General features: G+C 59.6%; 17 protein-coding genes. 14 read left to right on the forward strand and 3 right to left on the reverse strand.

The genetic code is table 11. The features are described 5' to 3' along the window. Positions 1-128: 128 nt before the first annotated feature. From argS to AB4N91_RS24865, 9 genes are all read left to right on the forward strand, one after another. Positions 129-1865 carry an arginine--tRNA ligase gene (gene argS / locus AB4N91_RS24825; protein WP_010464443.1) on the forward strand — a complete coding sequence of 579 codons (1737 nt, stop codon included), beginning with the start codon at positions 129-131 and terminating at the stop codon, positions 1863-1865. A gap of 1 nt (position 1866) precedes the next feature. Continuing rightward, a complete protein-coding gene (locus AB4N91_RS24830; protein ID WP_010464446.1) occupies positions 1867-2574 on the forward strand; it encodes an SPOR domain-containing protein in 708 nt (235 codons plus the stop codon). A gap of 232 nt (positions 2575-2806) precedes the next feature. Continuing rightward, complete coding sequence (hslV, locus tag AB4N91_RS24835) at positions 2807-3337, forward strand: ATP-dependent protease subunit HslV (RefSeq protein WP_007899242.1); 531 nt, start codon at positions 2807-2809, stop codon at positions 3335-3337. 55 nt (positions 3338-3392) lie between these two features. Further along, positions 3393-4730: an ATP-dependent protease ATPase subunit HslU gene (hslU, locus tag AB4N91_RS24840; protein WP_010464452.1), complete on the forward strand. Its 1338-nt coding sequence runs from the start codon at positions 3393-3395 to the stop codon at positions 4728-4730. 128 nt (positions 4731-4858) lie between these two features. Then, positions 4859-5236: a gamma-butyrobetaine hydroxylase family protein gene (locus tag AB4N91_RS24845; protein WP_102593627.1), complete on the forward strand. Its 378-nt coding sequence runs from the start codon at positions 4859-4861 to the stop codon at positions 5234-5236. Positions 5237-5492: 256 nt separating this feature from the next. Then, a complete protein-coding gene (gene phaC / locus AB4N91_RS24850) occupies positions 5493-7172 on the forward strand; it encodes a class II poly(R)-hydroxyalkanoic acid synthase (protein ID WP_010464456.1) in 1680 nt (559 codons plus the stop codon). 151 nt (positions 7173-7323) lie between these two features. Further along, positions 7324-8178: a poly(3-hydroxyalkanoate) depolymerase gene (gene phaZ / locus AB4N91_RS24855; protein WP_010464458.1), complete on the forward strand. Its 855-nt coding sequence runs from the start codon at positions 7324-7326 to the stop codon at positions 8176-8178. 115 nt (positions 8179-8293) lie between these two features. Then, positions 8294-9976 carry a class II poly(R)-hydroxyalkanoic acid synthase gene (gene phaC / locus AB4N91_RS24860; RefSeq protein WP_010464460.1) on the forward strand — a complete coding sequence of 561 codons (1683 nt, stop codon included), beginning with the start codon at positions 8294-8296 and terminating at the stop codon, positions 9974-9976. A gap of 59 nt (positions 9977-10035) precedes the next feature. Next, positions 10036-10656 carry a TetR/AcrR family transcriptional regulator gene (locus tag AB4N91_RS24865; RefSeq protein ID WP_010464462.1) on the forward strand — a complete coding sequence of 207 codons (621 nt, stop codon included), beginning with the start codon at positions 10036-10038 and terminating at the stop codon, positions 10654-10656. 200 nt (positions 10657-10856) lie between these two features. Here AB4N91_RS24865 and AB4N91_RS24870 read toward each other — a convergent pair whose 3' ends face one another. The 3 genes from AB4N91_RS24870 to AB4N91_RS24880 form a co-directional block, all read right to left on the reverse strand. Next, a complete protein-coding gene (locus AB4N91_RS24870) occupies positions 10857-11738 on the reverse strand; it encodes a phasin family protein (RefSeq protein WP_010464464.1) in 882 nt (293 codons plus the stop codon). Positions 11739-11748: 10 nt separating this feature from the next. Further along, entirely contained in the window at positions 11749-12171 is a 423-nt protein-coding gene (locus AB4N91_RS24875) for a phasin family protein (RefSeq protein ID WP_010464467.1), read from the reverse strand. A gap of 243 nt (positions 12172-12414) precedes the next feature. Continuing rightward, entirely contained in the window at positions 12415-12690 is a 276-nt protein-coding gene (locus tag AB4N91_RS24880; RefSeq protein WP_010464468.1) for a polyhydroxyalkanoic acid system family protein, read from the reverse strand. 155 nt (positions 12691-12845) lie between these two features. On the opposite strand from AB4N91_RS24880, the gene ubiE reads away from it, so the two are divergent. The 5 genes from ubiE to AB4N91_RS24905 all read left to right on the forward strand — a co-directional run bounded on the left by ubiE (position 12846) and on the right by AB4N91_RS24905 (position 16648). Beyond that, positions 12846-13616: a bifunctional demethylmenaquinone methyltransferase/2-methoxy-6-polyprenyl-1,4-benzoquinol methylase UbiE gene (gene ubiE / locus AB4N91_RS24885; RefSeq protein WP_007948968.1), complete on the forward strand. Its 771-nt coding sequence runs from the start codon at positions 12846-12848 to the stop codon at positions 13614-13616. Then, positions 13616-14239 carry a ubiquinone biosynthesis accessory factor UbiJ gene (locus tag AB4N91_RS24890; RefSeq protein ID WP_010464473.1) on the forward strand — a complete coding sequence of 208 codons (624 nt, stop codon included), beginning with the start codon at positions 13616-13618 and terminating at the stop codon, positions 14237-14239. The genes ubiE and AB4N91_RS24890 overlap by 1 nt, the downstream gene beginning before the upstream one ends. Further along, positions 14236-15840 carry a ubiquinone biosynthesis regulatory protein kinase UbiB gene (ubiB, locus tag AB4N91_RS24895; RefSeq protein ID WP_010464476.1) on the forward strand — a complete coding sequence of 535 codons (1605 nt, stop codon included), beginning with the start codon at positions 14236-14238 and terminating at the stop codon, positions 15838-15840. Before AB4N91_RS24890 ends, ubiB begins: the two co-directional genes overlap by 4 nt. Before the next feature lie 81 nt (positions 15841-15921). Then, positions 15922-16323, forward strand: coding sequence for a phosphoribosyl-AMP cyclohydrolase (hisI, locus tag AB4N91_RS24900; RefSeq protein ID WP_010464478.1), 402 nt, complete (start codon positions 15922-15924; stop codon positions 16321-16323). Next, complete coding sequence (locus AB4N91_RS24905; protein WP_008047820.1) at positions 16316-16648, forward strand: phosphoribosyl-ATP diphosphatase; 333 nt, start codon at positions 16316-16318, stop codon at positions 16646-16648. Before hisI ends, AB4N91_RS24905 begins: the two co-directional genes overlap by 8 nt. The last annotated feature ends 22 nt before the right edge of the window (positions 16649-16670 follow it).

Below are 16670 nucleotides of genomic sequence, written 5' to 3' on the forward strand. Positions count from 1 at the left end.
CCGATTTGTCACCACATATCCATAACCTGCCCGCTATAGTTGGCAAGCCCGTCTTCGCAACGGATAATGCCCAGTTTTTCCACTAGCGCATCGAAGCGCCGCCGCGCTTGCGGTCGAAAGAGAACACCATGAAAGACACCATTCGCCAGCTGATCCAACAAGCCATCACCCAACTCGTCAACGAAGGTGTGTTGCCTGAAGGCCTGTCGCCGGCGATCCAGGTGGAAAACTCCCGTGACAAGAAGAACGGCGACTTCGCCAGCAACATCGCGATGATGCTGGCCAAACCGGCCGGCATGAAGCCGCGTGACCTGGCAGAGAAAATCATCGCTGCGCTGCCGGCTGATGAAAACGTCACCAAGACCGAAATCGCCGGCCCGGGCTTCCTGAATTTCTTCCAGAACACTGATGCCCTGGCCACTCGCCTGGATGCCGCCCTCGCCGACGACCACATCGGCGTGCGCAAAGCTGGCCCGGTGCAGCGCACTGTGGTCGACCTGTCGGCCCCGAACCTGGCCAAAGAGATGCACGTCGGTCACTTGCGTTCGACCATCATTGGCGACGGCGTGGCACGCGTTCTGGAGTTCCTCGGCGACGACGTCATCCGTCAGAACCACGTCGGCGACTGGGGCACCCAGTTCGGCATGCTGATGGCTTATCTGCAAGAAAACCCGATCACCAGCGATGAACTGTCCGACCTGGAAAACTTCTACCGCGCCGCCAAGCAACGCTTCGACGAATCCGAAGAGTTCGCCGATCGCGCCCGCGGCCTGGTGGTCAAGCTGCAAGCCGGCGACCCGGACTGCCTGGCCCTGTGGACCAAGTTCAAGGACATCTCGCTGTCGCACTGCCAGAAAATCTACGAACTGCTGAACGTCAAACTGACCATGGCCGACGTGATGGGCGAAAGCGCCTATAACGACGACCTGATCAACGTGGTCAACGACCTCAAGGCCGCCGGCATGCTGGTCGAAAGCAATGGCGCCCAGTGCGTGTTCCTCGACGAATTCAAGAACGCCGACGGCGACCCGCTGCCGGTGATCATCGTCAAGGCCGATGGCGGCTACCTCTACGCCACCACTGACCTGGCAGCCGTGCGTTATCGCAGCGGCAAACTCAAGGCTGACCGCGCGCTGTACTTCGTCGATCAGCGCCAGGCGCTGCACTTCCAGCAAGTGTTCGCAGTCGCCCGCAAGGCCGGCTTCGTGACGCACCCGATGGAAATGGAACACATGGGCTTCGGCACCATGAACGGCGCCGATGGCCGTCCGTTCAAGACCCGTGATGGCGGCACCGTGAAGCTGATCGATCTGCTGACCGAAGCCCAGGAACGCGCCTACACCCTGGTGAAAGACAAGAACCCGGAGCTGGCCGAAAACGAATTGCGCAACATCGCCAGGGTCGTGGGCATTGGCGCAGTGAAATACGCTGACCTGTCCAAGCACCGTACCAGCGACTACAGCTTCAACTTCGACCTGATGCTGAACTTCGAAGGCAACACTGCTCCGTACCTGCTGTACGCCTACACCCGCGTGGCCGGTGTATTCCGCAAACTCGGCAAGGACTTCAGTGAAGTCGAAGGCCAGATCGTCCTCGAAGCAGCACACGAACACGAGTTGGCAGCCAAGCTCGCGCAATTTGGCGAAGTGCTGAACAACGTGTGCGAAAAAGGCACGCCACACATTCTGTGCACCTACCTGTACGATGTCGCCGGCCTGTTCTCCAGCTTCTACGAGAACTGCCCGATCCTCAGCGCCGACACCCCGGCGCAAATGCAGAGCCGTCTGCGCCTCGCCGCGCTGACCGGCCGCACTCTCAAGCAAGGCCTGGAACTCTTGGGTCTGGAAACTCTGGAGCGTATGTAAGTTGGCTGCCAAGAAAAAACCTGCACCCAAGCGTGGCGCCAGCCGTTACCAAGCTCCTGCAAAGCAACCGATCCCGGGCTGGCTGTGGATGGCCATCGGCCTGACGGTCGGCGCGTTCATTGTGTTCCTGATGAAACTGGAACCGGGCAAGGGCAGCGAGAGCGTCAAGCGCGAGAAGATCGAACAGCAGAAAGCCACCAAGATCGCCGAGGCCAACAAGACCCCGCCGAGCCCGACGCAACCGGTGAAGCCAAAGTACGACTTCTACACCCTGCTGCCGGAATCGGAAGTGATCGTGCCGCCGGATGCCGTGCCGGAGAAAACCCTGCCGACGCCACAAGTGCCGGCAATTCCGACCACGCCGGTCACGCCGGAGCAAGCAGCGAAGATTGATACTGCGCGAGCCCAGGCGGCACTGGCCGGGATCACGCCGCCGCCAGCGCCACCGGTGTCCAAAGCAGCCCCGGTGACCAAGTTCTTCCTCCAGGCCGGTTCGTTCCGCAAGGAAGCTGACGCGGACAAGGTTCGGGCGCAGATCATCCTGCTGGGCCAGGCGGTAGCGGTTGAATCCGGCACAGTCAAAGACGAAACCTGGTATCGAGTGCTGGTCGGGCCGTTCAGCAATCGCGAACAGCTGACCACGGCGCAGAAACAACTGTCCGGCGCCGGCTTCAGCAACCTGTTGTTACAACAACGCCAGAACCGCTGATTTCGTCAGGGGCACCGCGTTATCGTTCTTCGCGGGCAAGTCTCGCTCCTACAAGGATTGCGTTATTCCCTGTAGGAGCGAGGCGTGCCCGCGAAGGCGCCAGAACAGCCAACACACCCATCCCCGCGCAACACCGCTCGTCCCCTCTCCCGCCCCGCAGTTGAAAAACGCATCGCCACCCCCATATGAGTTGGCATAAGGCATTTTCGCCCCGCTGCGTGGAGACTCTCCCTTGACCACCATCGTTTCAGTTCGCCGCCACGGCAAAGTCGTCATGGGCGGCGACGGCCAGGTTTCTCTCGGTAATACCGTGATGAAAGGCAACGCGAAGAAAGTTCGTCGCCTGTACCACGGCCAGGTCATCGCCGGTTTTGCCGGGGCCACCGCTGACGCCTTCACCCTCTTCGAGCGTTTTGAAGGCCAGCTTGAGAAACATCAGGGCCACCTGGTTCGCGCCGCTGTCGAACTCGCCAAAGAATGGCGCACTGACCGCTCCCTCAGCCGCCTCGAAGCCATGCTCGCCGTCGCGAACAAAGACGCCTCCCTGATCATCACCGGCAACGGCGACGTGGTCGAACCCGAAGAAGGCCTGATCGCCATGGGTTCCGGTGGCGGTTACGCCCAGGCCGCCGCCAGCGCGCTGCTGAAGAAAACCGATCTGTCGGCCCGGGAAATCGTCGAAACCGCACTCGGAATCGCCGGCGACATTTGCGTATTCACCAACCACACCTTCACCATTGAGGAGCAGGACCTCGCCGAGTAAGCCTGTTCCGGCCTTAGTGCCACGGCTCACTTTTGCTTGAGGACCGCCAATTACTATGTCCATGACTCCCCGTGAAATCGTCCACGAACTCAATCGCCACATCATCGGCCAGGACGATGCCAAGCGCGCCGTCGCCATCGCGCTGCGTAACCGCTGGCGCCGGATGCAGCTGCCCGAAGAGCTGCGCGTTGAAGTAACGCCAAAGAACATCCTGATGATCGGCCCGACCGGTGTCGGTAAAACCGAGATCGCCCGTCGCCTGGCCAAACTCGCCAACGCGCCGTTCATCAAAGTCGAAGCGACCAAGTTCACCGAAGTCGGCTACGTCGGTCGCGATGTCGAATCGATCATTCGTGACCTGGCCGACGCGGCGATCAAGCTGCTGCGCGAACAGGAAATGACCAAGGTTCGCCACCGCGCCGAAGACGCCGCCGAGGAACGCATCCTCGACGCCCTGCTGCCACCGGCACGCATGGGCTTTAACAATGACGACGCCCCGTCAGCCGACTCCAACACCCGCCAGCTGTTCCGCAAGCGCCTGCGCGAAGGTCAGCTGGATGACAAGGAGATCGAAATCGAAGTCGCCGAAATGGCCGGCGTCGACATCTCCGCGCCACCGGGCATGGAAGAAATGACCAACCAGTTGCAGAGCCTGTTCGCCAACATGGGCAAGGGCAAAAAGAAAAACCGCAAGATCAAGGTCAAGGAAGCGCTGAAACTGGTGCGTGACGAGGAAGCCAGCCGCCTGGTCAACGATGAAGAGTTGAAGGCCAAGGCGCTGGAAGCAGTCGAGCAGCACGGCATCGTGTTCATCGATGAAATCGACAAGGTCGCCAAGCGCGGTAACTCCGGTGGCGTTGACGTATCCCGTGAAGGCGTGCAGCGTGACTTGCTGCCACTGATCGAAGGCTGCACCGTCAACACCAAGCTGGGCATGGTCAAGACCGACCACATCCTGTTCATCGCTTCCGGTGCGTTCCACCTGAGCAAGCCAAGTGACCTGGTGCCGGAGCTGCAAGGTCGCCTGCCGATTCGTGTCGAGCTGAAGGCGCTGACGCCGGAAGATTTCGAGCGCATCCTCAGCGAGCCGCATGCGTCGCTCACCGAGCAGTATTGCGCCCTGCTGAAAACCGAAGGCCTGGTCATCGAGTTCCAGCCGGACGGCATCAAGCGAATTGCCGAGATCGCCTGGCAGGTCAACGAGAAGACCGAGAACATCGGTGCCCGTCGCCTGCACACCTTGCTCGAACGCTTGCTCGAAGAAGTGTCGTTCAGCGCCGGCGACCTGGCCAGCGCCCATGACGACAAGGCGATCCTGATCGACGCCGATTACGTCAACAGTCACCTCGGCGAATTGGCGCAGAACGAAGACCTGTCCCGTTATATCCTGTAAACCATACTTGTAGGAGCGAAGCTTGCTCGCGAAAGCGGTCATTCAATCAACGTAAATGTCGTCTGACCTGACGCTTTCGCGAGCAAGCTTCGCTCCTACAGGGTTCCATCCATAACGGAACGCAGGCCATGACCCAACTCCCCACCGACATCAAACTGCACAAAGCCTCGAAAACCCTGTCGCTGAAATACGCGTCCGGCGAGGAATATCACCTGCCCGCCGAGTTCCTTCGCGTGCACTCTCCTTCCGCCGAGGTCCAGGGCCACGGCAAACCTATCCTGCAATTTGGCAAGATCGGCGTAGGCCTGACCAAGGTAGAACCGGCCGGTCAGTACGCACTGAAATTGACCTTCGACGACGGACACGACAGCGGCCTGTTCACTTGGGAATATCTGTACCAGCTGGGCGTGCGCCAAGAGGATCTCTGGAACGATTATCTTGCCGAACTCAAAGCCGCCGGAAAGACCCGCGATCCGAACGAATCCATCGTCAAGCTGATGCTCTAGGTCAGCCCTCTTGCTCTTTAGAGGGCATTTTCTAATTCCATCTGTTTGAATGCTCCGCTCCTGGGTCAATGATTGGCCCGCTTGCGAAAAAAATTAAACTCGGGTAACCAATGGAGCTGGCAAGTTCCCTGCAGTGCTCTCTGCCGTAAAAAGCAGCGATGCAGAATTAACGGTCACCCGAGCATAAGTACCTGGCATTGGCTGTGTGACCACAGCTGGACCCAGGTACTCGTCTCAGGACAATGGAGCGTCGTAGATGAGTAACAAGAATAACGATGACTTGAAGTATCAAGCCTCGGAAAACACCTTGGGGCTGAATCCTGTCGTTGGGCTGCGTGGAAAGGATCTACTGGCTTCTGCTCGAATGGTGCTCAGGCAGGCCATCAAACAACCGATTCACAGTGCCAAGCATGTCGCCCATTTCGGCCTTGAATTGAAGAACGTGTTGTTCGGCAAATCAGAACTTCAACCTACCAGCGATGACCGTCGCTTCGCCGATCCGGCCTGGAGCCAGAACCCGCTCTATAAACGTTATCTGCAAACTTACCTGGCGTGGCGCAAGGAACTCCACGACTGGATTGACGACAGCAACCTGCCGCCCAAAGACGTCAGTCGCGGGCATTTCGTGATCAACCTCATGACCGAAGCCATGGCCCCGACCAACAGTGCGGCCAACCCGGCGGCGGTCAAACGGTTCTTCGAGACCGGCGGCAAAAGCCTGCTCGACGGCCTCTCGCACCTGGCCAAGGATCTGGTACACAACGGCGGCATGCCGAGCCAGGTCAACATGGGCGCGTTCGAAGTCGGCAAGAGCCTGGGCGTGACCGAAGGCGCGGTGGTGTTCCGCAATGACGTGCTGGAATTGATCCAGTACCGCCCGATCACCGAGCAGGTGCACGAGCGTCCGCTGCTGGTGGTGCCGCCGCAGATCAACAAGTTCTACGTATTCGACCTGAGCCCGGACAAGAGCCTGGCGCGCTTCTGCCTGCGCAACAACGTGCAGACGTTCATCGTCAGCTGGCGCAACCCGACCAAGGAGCAGCGCGAGTGGGGTCTGTCGACCTACATCGAAGCGCTCAAGGAAGCGGTCGACGTGGTTACTGCGATCACCGGCAGCAAAGACGTGAACATGCTGGGCGCCTGCTCCGGTGGCATCACCTGCACCGCGCTGCTGGGCCACTACGCCGCGATCGGCGAGAAGAAGGTCAACGCCCTCACCCTGCTGGTCAGCGTGCTGGATACGACCCTGGACAGCGACGTGGCCTTGTTCGTCGACGAGCAGACCCTCGAAGCCGCCAAGCGCCATTCCTATCAGGCCGGTGTGCTGGAAGGCCGCGACATGGCGAAAGTCTTCGCCTGGATGCGCCCCAACGATCTGATCTGGAACTACTGGGTCAACAACTACCTGCTGGGCAACGAGCCGCCGGTATTCGACATCCTGTTCTGGAACAACGACACCACCCGGTTACCCGCCGCATTCCACGGCGACCTGATCGAAATGTTCAAAAACAACCCGCTGATCCGTCCTGATGCACTGGAAGTGTGCGGCACGCCGATCGACCTGAAGCAGGTCACGGCCGACATCTTTTCCCTGGCCGGCACCAACGACCACATCACGCCGTGGAAGTCCTGCTACAAGTCGGCGCAGTTGTTTGGCGGCAAGGTCGAGTTCGTGCTGTCCAGCAGCGGACATATCCAGAGCATTCTGAACCCGCCGGGCAATCCGAAATCGCGCTACATGACCAGCACCGAAATGCCGGTCAAAGCCGAAGACTGGCAAGAGAACTCCACCAAGCACACTGACTCCTGGTGGCTGCACTGGCAGGCCTGGCAGGCCGAGCGTTCGGGCAAGCTGAAGAAGTCCCCGGCGAGCCTGGGGAACAAGGCCTATCCAGCGGGCGAAGCAGCACCCGGCACTTATGTGCATGAGCGGTAACTGACACACCCCGCGCCCCTCTGCAGGAGCGAAGCTTGCTCGCGAAAGCGGTCTTTCATTCAACATGGATGTCGACTGACTTGACGCCTTCGCGAGCAAGCTTCGCTCTTGCAGGGGGACCGGGGATGAATTAACCCACAGGGCCTGAAGCATGCCGCAACCGTTCATATTCCGTACCGTCGACCTGGATGGCCAGACCCTCCGCACGGCGGTACGCCCCGGCAAGCCTCACTTGACGCCCTTGCTGATTTTCAACGGCATCGGCGCCAACCTGGAGCTGGTGTTTCCGTTCGTGGCAGCGCTGGACCCGGACCTGGAAGTCATCGCCTTCGACGTTCCCGGTGTCGGCGGTTCGTCGACGCCGAATCGGCCGTACCGTTTTCCGGGCCTGGCGAAACTCACGGCGCGGATGCTCGACTATCTCGACTACGGGCAAGTCAACGTCATCGGCGTTTCCTGGGGAGGCGCACTCGCTCAGCAGTTCGCCTACGACTATCCCGAGCGCTGCAAGAAACTCGTGCTGGCGGCCACGGCGGCCGGCGCGGTGATGGTGCCGGGCAAACCGAAAGTGCTGTGGATGATGGCCAGCCCGCGGCGCTACATCCAGCCGTCTCACGTGATCCGCATTGCGCCGATGATCTACGGCGGCTCTTTCCGTCGCGATCCGACCCTGGCCGCCAGCCATGCGGCGAAGGTCCGTTCGGCGGGCAAACTCGGTTACTACTGGCAGCTGTTCGCCGGGCTTGGCTGGACCAGTATTCACTGGCTGCACAAGATCAACCAGCCGACGCTGGTACTGGCCGGCGACGACGATCCACTGATCCCGCTGATCAACATGCGCATGCTGGCCTGGCGGATCCCCAATGCGCAGTTGCACATCATCGATGACGGGCATCTGTTCCTGATTACCCGCGCCGAAGCGGTGGCACCGATCATCATGAAATTCCTCGAGGAGGAACGTCAGCGCGCCGTGATGCATCCGCATCCCGCGCCATTGGGCGGTTAACCAGCCCATTGTCGGTCGGCAGGACGCCGCACCGCGCAACAACCCATAACAGCGTCTATGGTGTTCTGGTTCGATGTGTTTGTATTTGGCCTGAAAGACGAAGGAGTGTTGACACATGCGCGACAAACCAGCGAGGGACTTTTTGCCCACTCCCGCCGCGTTCATCAACGCGCAGAGTGCGATCACCGGCCTGCGTGGCCGGGATCTGTTTTCGACCCTGCGCAGCGTTGCCGCCCATGGCTTGCGTAACCCGGTGCACAGCGTTCGACATGCCTTGAAACTGGGCGGCCAACTGGGTCGCGTCATGCTGGGGGAAACCCTGCACCCGACCAACCCGCAGGACAGTCGTTTTGCCGACCCGGCGTGGAGCCTCAACCCGTTTTATCGCCGCAGCTTGCAGGCCTACCTGAGCTGGCAGAAAGAAGTTAAAAGCTGGATCGACGAAAGCAACATGACCCCGGACGATCGCGCTCGGGCCCACTTTGCGTTCGCCTTGCTCAATGACGCCGTGGCGCCGTCCAACACCCTGCTCAATCCGCTGGCGATCAAGGAAATCTTCAATTCCGGCGGTAACAGCCTGGTGCGTGGCATCAGCCATCTGGTCGACGATTTCCTGCACAACGACGGCCTGCCCAGACAAGTCACCAAGCAAGCGTTCGAGGTCGGTAAAACGGTCGCCACCACCACGGGTTCCGTGGTGTTTCGCAACGAGCTGCTGGAGCTGATCCAGTACAAGCCGATGAGCGAAAAGCAGTATTCCAAACCGCTGCTGGTGGTGCCGCCGCAGATCAACAAGTACTACATTTTCGACCTGAGCCCGCATAACAGCTTCGTCCAGTTCGCCCTGAAAAACGGCCTGCAGACCTTCATGATCAGCTGGCGCAATCCGGATGTGCGCCATCGCGAATGGGGTCTGTCGACCTACGTCGAAGCGGTTGAAGAAGCGATGAACGTTTGCCGGGCAATCACCGGCGCTCGCGAAGTGAACTTGATGGGCGCTTGCGCCGGTGGGCTGACCATCGCCGCGCTGCAAGGCCACTTGCAGGCCAAGCGACAACTGCGGCGGGTATCCAGCGCGACGTATCTGGTGAGCCTGCTCGACAGTCAGATGGACTCTCCGGCGACGCTTTTCGCTGACGAACAGACCCTGGAAGCGGCGAAGCGTCGCTCCTATCAGAAAGGTGTGCTGGACGGGCGCGACATGGCCAAGGTCTTTGCCTGGATGCGTCCCAACGATTTGATCTGGAGTTACTTCGTCAATAACTACCTGTTGGGCAAGGAGCCTCCAGCGTTCGACATCCTCTACTGGAACAACGACAACACCCGGTTGCCGGCAGCCTTGCATGGCGACCTGCTGGACTTCTTCAAGCACAACCCACTGAGTCATCCGGGCGGCCTTGAAGTGTGCGGCACGCCGATCGACTTGCAGAAAGTCACGGTCGACAGCTTCAGCGTGGCCGGCATCAACGACCACATCACGCCGTGGGACGCGGTGTATCGCTCGACGCTGCTGCTGGGTGGCGAGCGACGTTTCGTCCTGTCCAACAGCGGTCATGTGCAGAGCATCCTCAACCCGCCGAGCAACCCGAAGGCCAACTTCGTCGAGAGCGCGAAACTGAGCAGCGACCCACGGGCGTGGTATTACGACGCCAAGCAAGTCGACGGCAGTTGGTGGACCCAATGGCTGAGCTGGATTCAGGAACGCTCGGGCGCGCAAAAAGAAACCCACATGGCCCTCGGCAACCAGAACTATCCACCGATGGAGGCGGCACCCGGCACTTACGTGCGTGTGCGCTGACTGACAACGAACCACGGCACACGCCTGCCGTGGCATGACCCGACCATTAAGAAGACTGGATGAAAACCCGCGACCGGATCCTCGAATGTGCCCTGCAATTGTTCAATCAGAAGGGTGAACCGAACGTTTCCACCATGGAAGTTGCCAACGAAATGGGCATCAGCCCGGGCAATCTCTACTACCACTTCCACGGCAAGGAACCGTTGATTCTCGGCTTGTTCGAGCGTTTCCAGGCCGAGCTTGCGCCACTGCTTGATCCTCCGGCCGACGTGGAGCTGGCACCGGAGGATTACTGGTTGTTCCTGCACTTGATCGTCGAGCGGCTGGCCCATTACCGGTTTCTGTTCCAGGACCTGTCAAACCTGGCCGGGCGCCTGCCGAAACTGGCCAAGGGCATCCGCAATCTGCTCAATGCACTGAAGCGCACGCTGGCTTCGTTGCTGGCGCGATTGAAGGCGCAAGGGCAGTTGGTCAGTGACACTCAAGCGCTGGGGCAGTTGGTGGAGCAGATCACCATGACGCTGCTGTTCTCACTGGACTATCAGCGGATTCTTGATCGCGAGGGTGAAGTCAGGTTGGTGGTGTATCAGATCATGATGCTGGTGGCGCCGCATTTGCTGCCGCCGATCAAAGTGGCGACCGAGCACCTGGCCCTGCAATACCTCGAAGAACACGAGTAACCCTTTCACTGGATAAACACATTTCACTGTGGGAGTGAGCCTGCTCGCGATGTCGCCGGGTCAGCCAATATCAATGTTGAATGACACACCGCAATCGCGAGCAGGCTCACTCCCACAAGGGTTCTGCGGTGTATATGAAATCGTGCACAAACAAAAACGCCCGACCTTTGCAGGCCGGGCGTTTTCTTGAGCCCTGAAAATCAGGACTGACTGGTTGGCGTCGATGGAGCTGGCGCGACAGTCGGGGTTACAGCTGGGGTCGGTGCAGCAGCGGAGTTCGACGTGCTGACCGGGGTCGCCGGTTTGGCGGCAGCCACTGCTGGTTTTGGCGCGGCAGCCTTAGGCGTGGCCGGTTTCTTCACTGCTGGCTTCTTCGCTGCGGCAGGTTTTGCCGCTGGCTTGGCTGCCGGTTTGGCTGCTGCAGTTTTGGCAGCCGGTTTTGCTGCTGGTTTGGCGGCGGCTTTGGCAGCAACCGATTTGACCGCTGTCTTGGCTGCTGCAGGTTTGGCGGCGGCAGTTTTGGTAGCGGACTTGGCGGCGGATGCGACTTTCGACGCGGCTTTGGCGACCGGTTTGGCAGCCGCTTTTACCAGTGGCTTGGCAGCGCTTTTGGCGGCTGGTTTAGCAGCAGGTTTGGCCGCTGCGGTTTTCGCCGCAACAGGTGCAACCTTGGCGCCGGTGAGTTTCTCGATCTGCTTGGTCAGGGTATCGACCTTGCTGTGCAGCGCTTTCACTTCATTGCGGCTCGGTACACCCAGGCGCGAAATGGCGCTGTTCAGGCGCTTGTCAAAAGCCCCTTCCAGCTCATCCCACTTGCCCAGTGCACGATCTTTCACGCCGCTGATGCGCGACTTGGCCGACGAAGCGGAGTCCTTGGCGGCATCGACTTTCTTGCCGACAGCGCTCTTGGTGAGCTTCTCGGCTTTCTCGCCGTCTTTAACCAATGTATCGAAGAGCTTGCTGCCGTCAGTGTCGATCTTCGAGTACACGCCTAAACCAGCAAGCCAGATTTTGCGGGAGTAGTCTTCGACTTTCCCGATCCACGAGCTGCCTTCTTTTTCGGTGTTCTTTTTACCAGCCATCCCGTTCTCCTTAAGATTTACGCGCGACGCGTTCGAGCAATGCCGTCAGCTCATCGAGCTTAGCAGAGAGTGTCTCAACGTCATGTTTAGACGGAATGCCGATACGATTCAAGGCACTTGCGACACGCGAGTCAAAAGCCTTCTCGACCTTGTCGAGTTGAACTTCGACCTTGCCTTTAAAAGTGCTCACTTCACTCTTGGCTTCTTCAATCTCTGTGTTAGCCGCTTCAAGTTTCTCGGCAACTACTTTTTTACCTTTGGTTTCAACAGTTTGACCAGCCTTGATCAACTCTTGAAAGTACTCGCTGCCCTCTTGACCGACCTTGGTGTAGGCCCCCAGGCCTGCCAGCCAGATCTTGCGGGCATAGGATTTGACGTCGCCCAGAGCAGTAGTCGAAGCGTCGATTTTTTTCTTCAAAATAACTTTGGCCATGGTGCACCTCACGCGCAGAAGGTTTGAGGAACTGCCCGCGAAAGTGTCGGGCTCAGGCACAAAGTAGGGAGAAAAATTAGAAACGGCACCCTAACAACTGACATAAAACTTTGGCTTCACACAAAACAAATGCAGGAGTGAGCCTGCTCGCGATAGCGGTCTGTCAGTCGAAATCAATGTTGACTGACAGACCGCTATCGCGAGCAGGCTCACTCCTACAGATGAAGGGATTTCAATCCGGAATCAGACCAAGGCCTTATCAAGGGCTTTTTCGATTTCCGATTTGATCATGCCGCTCATGGCCGACATCATCAGGCCCAACTCCACATCGACGCGGATCGAATCTTCGCTGACATGTACCGCGCCTTTCACACCGGAACGTTTGAGGTTCAGGGTGTCGCCGGACCATTGCGGCTCCAGGCCATATTGATCGGACAGCTTCTGCGCCAACAGATCAGCCTTCTCGCGGGCTGCTTCCTTGCCCAGGCCGTGGGCACGCTCAACACTAATACGGGCCATCGAATGACTCCTGCTTTATGGATACTTTCCTGAAGCATCTTGACCGCTGCTGCGGCAAAACGTCCCGGTGGTTGCCTATCTTACCTTCAGCCTTGCCAAGACAAAGCAGGCCACCGGGATTAGAATGTCCCGCATTCTCTTTTGGTGACAGCGATATGACTGATCAGCGCAAAGGCAGCGATGCCGAACCCACCACTCACTTCGGCTTCAAAAACGTACCGGAAAGCCAGAAAGCGGAAAAAGTCGCTGAGGTTTTCCACTCGGTAGCCGCCAAGTACGACTTGATGAACGACCTCCTGTCGGGCGGCATGCACCGTCTGTGGAAGCGTTTTGCGATCGAGCTGTCGGGTGTTCGCACCGGTAACCGCGTGCTGGACATCGCCGGCGGCACAGGCGACCTGACCAAGAAGTTCTCGCACCTCGTTGGCCCGACCGGCCAGGTGGTGTTGGCCGACATCAACGAGTCCATGCTCAAGGTCGGTCGTGACCGCCTGCTGGATCTGGGTGTGGCCGGCAATGTCGAGTTCGTTCAGGCCGACGCTGAAAAGCTGCCGTTCCCGGACAACCATTTTGACTGCGTGACCATCGCGTTCGGTCTGCGCAACGTGACCCATAAAGAAGACGCCCTGCGCTCGATGCTGCGAGTACTGAAACCGGGCGGCCGTTTGCTGGTGCTGGAATTCTCCAAGCCGACCAATGCGCTGATGTCCAAAGCCTACGACGCCTACTCGTTCGCCTTCATGCCGTTGATGGGCAAGCTGATCACCAACGACTCGGAAAGCTATCGCTACCTGGCCGAATCGATCCGCATGCACCCGAATCAGGAAACCCTGAAGTCGATGATGGTCGAGGCCGGTTTCGACCGCGTGACCTACCACAACATGACCGCAGGCATCGTCGCCCTGCACCGCGGCATCAAACCCTGATGTTGCTGGCCGGCCTGCTCGCCAGCGTTGAACTCGGTCTGAACCGGGTGCTGCGTCTCGACAGCACGGCGCTACCGCGACTGGCGCATTTGAGCGGCAGGGTGATTGCCGTCGACTGCCGCAGCCCGGCGCTGCAACTGTTCATCCTGCCCAGCGACGAAGGCCTGATGCTCGCTTCCCACTGGGAAACCGGCGCTGACTGCACGTTGCGTGCACCGGCCTCCAGCCTGTTGAAACTGGCGATGAGCAAGGAAAAGACCTCGGTGCTGCATGGCCCTGAAGTCGAGCTCGACGGTGACAGCGGCGTGCTGCTGGAGCTGGCGGCGATCCTTCAGGACCTTGAGCTGGACTGGGAGTACGAACTCTCGCGCTGGCTCGGCCCGGTCGCCACGCAACTGGTCGGAGGTCACCTGCGCAGCCGCGCACGCTGGTATCAGCAAGGTTTCGCCAGCCTGAATCAGAATCTTGGCGAATACCTGGCCGAAGAATCGCGCACCCTCGTCGGTCAGCGCGAAGCCGAAGCCCGTTTCAGTGAACTGGACCAGATCAAGCTCGATCTGGAACGTCTCGAGGCGCGTTTCGAGCGCCTTTCCCGATCCCTCGACCCAAGCGATAACGCATGAAGCTGCTTGCCGTCCGCCGTTTGTTGCGCATCCAGCGCGTTGTGATTCGCTACCGCCTCGATGACCTGCTGTTCGCCCTGCCGCTGCCCTGGTTTCTCCTGGCGCTGCGCTACGCCTTGCCGTGGCGCTGGTTCCCGCGCAAGACGCTGGACCTGAGCCGTGGTGCGCGATTGCGCCTGGCGTTGCAGGACCTTGGGCCGATTTTCATCAAGTTCGGGCAGATCCTTTCGACGCGCCGCGACCTGTTGCCCGAAGACATCGCCGATGAGTTGATGAAGCTGCAGGACCGTGTGCCGCCGTTCGACTCGCAAGTGTCGGTCAACCTGATCGAAGAGCAGCTCGGCAAAAAGATCAGTGAAGTGTTCAGCCGTTTCGACGTCGAACCGCTGGCCTCAGCCTCGGTGGCGCAGGTGCATGCCGCGCAACTGAAGACCGGCGAAGAAGTGGTGGTCAAGGTGATACGCCCGGGCCTGAAACCGATCATTGCCCAGGACCTGGCGTGGCTGTTCATCCTCGCCCGCGCCGCCGAAAAACTCTCGGCCGATGCACGTTTGCTGCACCCGGTGGACGTGGTCCAGGACTACGAAAAAACCATCTACGACGAACTCGACCTACTGCGCGAAGCGGCCAATGCCAGCCAGTTGAAGCGCAACTTCGAAGGCTCGCCGCTGCTGTATGTGCCACAAGTCTATTGGGACTGGTGCCGGCCGAAAGTGCTGGTAATGGAGCGCATCTACGGGATTCAGGTCACCGACCTCGCGACCCTGGCCGACCAGCGCACCGACATGAAGATGCTCGCCGAACGGGGTGTGGAAATCTTCTTCACCCAAGTGTTCCGCGACAGTTTCTTCCACGCCGACATGCACCCGGGCAACATCTTTGTCAGCACCGTCAACCCGTGGAGCCCGCAATACATTGCGATCGACTGCGGCATCGTCGGCAGCCTGACCCCTGAAGATCAGGATTACCTGGCGCGTAACCTGTTCGCGTTCTTCAAGCGTGACTACCGTCGTGTGGCGCAATTGCACATCGATTCGGGCTGGGTACCGGCAGAAACCAAGCTCAACGAATTCGAGGCAGCGATCCGCACCGTGTGCGAGCCGATCTTCGAAAAACCGTTAAAAGATATTTCATTCGGCCAAGTGCTGATGCGCCTGTTCCAGACCGCTCGCCGCTTCAACATGGAAGTGCAGCCGCAACTCGTGTTGCTGCAAAAAACCTTGCTGAACATCGAAGGCCTCGGCCGTCAGCTGTACCCGGATCTCGATCTGTGGAACACCGCCCAGCCGTTCCTCGAACGCTGGATGCGTGAGCGCGTCAGCCCCAAAGCCTTGCTCGGCAACGTGCAGAGCCAGTTCGAACAGATTCCGCACCTGGCCAACATGGCCCGTGACCTGCTCGAACGCATGTCCCAGCCCCACGCCAACGATCCCCCGCCACCGTGGCACAAGCGCAAGGACGACTGGTTCCTGCGCCTGCTCGGCTGCGCTCACCTGGCGGGCGGCGCCATTCTGCTGGCCGGCGGGCCATTGAGCGATATGGGTCATTGGCCGGCCGGAATCATGGTGGCCGTCGGTTTGTATCTGGTCGTTCGCCGATAGCCAGCGCCCCCGCACGCTGGCACACTGTTTGAACGCTTGGGTTCTGCTCATGAAGTGTGGAACCCGCTGTCGGAGTCGAAGATGAAAAACTGGCTGGACGAGATCAAGTGGGACGCAGACGGCCTGGTGCCGGCGATTGCCCAGGATCACAAGACCGGGCGCGTCCTGATGATGGCCTGGATGAACCGCGAATCACTGGAACTGAGCGCTGCCGAGAACCGTGCCATTTACTGGTCACGTTCCCGTGGCAAGCTGTGGCGCAAGGGCGAGGAGTCCGGCCACGTGCAAACGCTGCATGAGATGCGCCTGGACTGTGACGCTGACGTGATCATCCTGATGGTCGAGCAGATCGGCGACATTGCCTGCCATACCGGTCGGCAGAGCTGCTTCTACCGCGTCTTCGAGAACGGCGACTGGAAAACCGTCGATCCCGTGCTCAAGGACCCGCACGCCATTTATTCCGCAGGACACAGCCATGAGTGACACCCTGACCCGTCTGGCCGAGGTGCTGGAAGAGCGCAAAGGCGCTGCCGCTGACAGCTCGTATGTCGCCAGCCTGTACCACAAGGGCTTGAACAAGATTCTGGAAAAAGTCGGCGAAGAGTCGGTCGAAACCATCATTGCCGCCAAGGATGCCGCCATCAGCGGCGACTGCAGCGATGTGATCTACGAGACCGCCGACCTGTGGTTCCACAGCATGGTCATGCTCGCCCAACTGGGGCAGCATCCACAGGCTGTACTCGATGAACTGGACCGTCGTTTCGGTCTGTCCGGACACGCCGAGAAAGCCTCGCGTCCGTCCGCCTGAACAACTATTAGAGAGGAGCAGC

The sequence above is a fragment of the Pseudomonas sp. H3_D04 genome (genome assembly GCF_054669175.1).

Bases quoted from the DNA above. Each gene is read 5' to 3' on its own strand.
- argS (WP_010464443.1), top strand. From the start codon at position 129: ATGAAAGACACCATTCGCCAGCTGATCCAACAAGCCATCACCCAACTC.
- hslU (WP_010464452.1), top strand. From the start codon at position 3,393: ATGTCCATGACTCCCCGTGAAATCGTCCACGAACTCAATCGCCACATC.
- AB4N91_RS24845 (WP_102593627.1), top strand. From the start codon at position 4,859: ATGACCCAACTCCCCACCGACATCAAACTGCACAAAGCCTCGAAAACC.
- phaC (WP_010464456.1), top strand. From the start codon at position 5,493: ATGAGTAACAAGAATAACGATGACTTGAAGTATCAAGCCTCGGAAAAC.
- phaZ (WP_010464458.1), top strand. From the start codon at position 7,324: ATGCCGCAACCGTTCATATTCCGTACCGTCGACCTGGATGGCCAGACC.
- phaC (WP_010464460.1), top strand. From the start codon at position 8,294: ATGCGCGACAAACCAGCGAGGGACTTTTTGCCCACTCCCGCCGCGTTC.
- AB4N91_RS24865 (WP_010464462.1), top strand. From the start codon at position 10,036: ATGAAAACCCGCGACCGGATCCTCGAATGTGCCCTGCAATTGTTCAAT.
- AB4N91_RS24870 (WP_010464464.1), bottom strand. From the start codon at position 11,738: ATGGCTGGTAAAAAGAACACCGAAAAAGAAGGCAGCTCGTGGATCGGG.
- AB4N91_RS24875 (WP_010464467.1), bottom strand. From the start codon at position 12,171: ATGGCCAAAGTTATTTTGAAGAAAAAAATCGACGCTTCGACTACTGCT.
- AB4N91_RS24880 (WP_010464468.1), bottom strand. From the start codon at position 12,690: ATGGCCCGTATTAGTGTTGAGCGTGCCCACGGCCTGGGCAAGGAAGCA.
- ubiE (WP_007948968.1), top strand. From the start codon at position 12,846: ATGACTGATCAGCGCAAAGGCAGCGATGCCGAACCCACCACTCACTTC.
- AB4N91_RS24890 (WP_010464473.1), top strand. From the start codon at position 13,616: ATGTTGCTGGCCGGCCTGCTCGCCAGCGTTGAACTCGGTCTGAACCGG.
- ubiB (WP_010464476.1), top strand. From the start codon at position 14,236: ATGAAGCTGCTTGCCGTCCGCCGTTTGTTGCGCATCCAGCGCGTTGTG.
- hisI (WP_010464478.1), top strand. From the start codon at position 15,922: ATGAAAAACTGGCTGGACGAGATCAAGTGGGACGCAGACGGCCTGGTG.
- AB4N91_RS24905 (WP_008047820.1), top strand. From the start codon at position 16,316: ATGAGTGACACCCTGACCCGTCTGGCCGAGGTGCTGGAAGAGCGCAAA.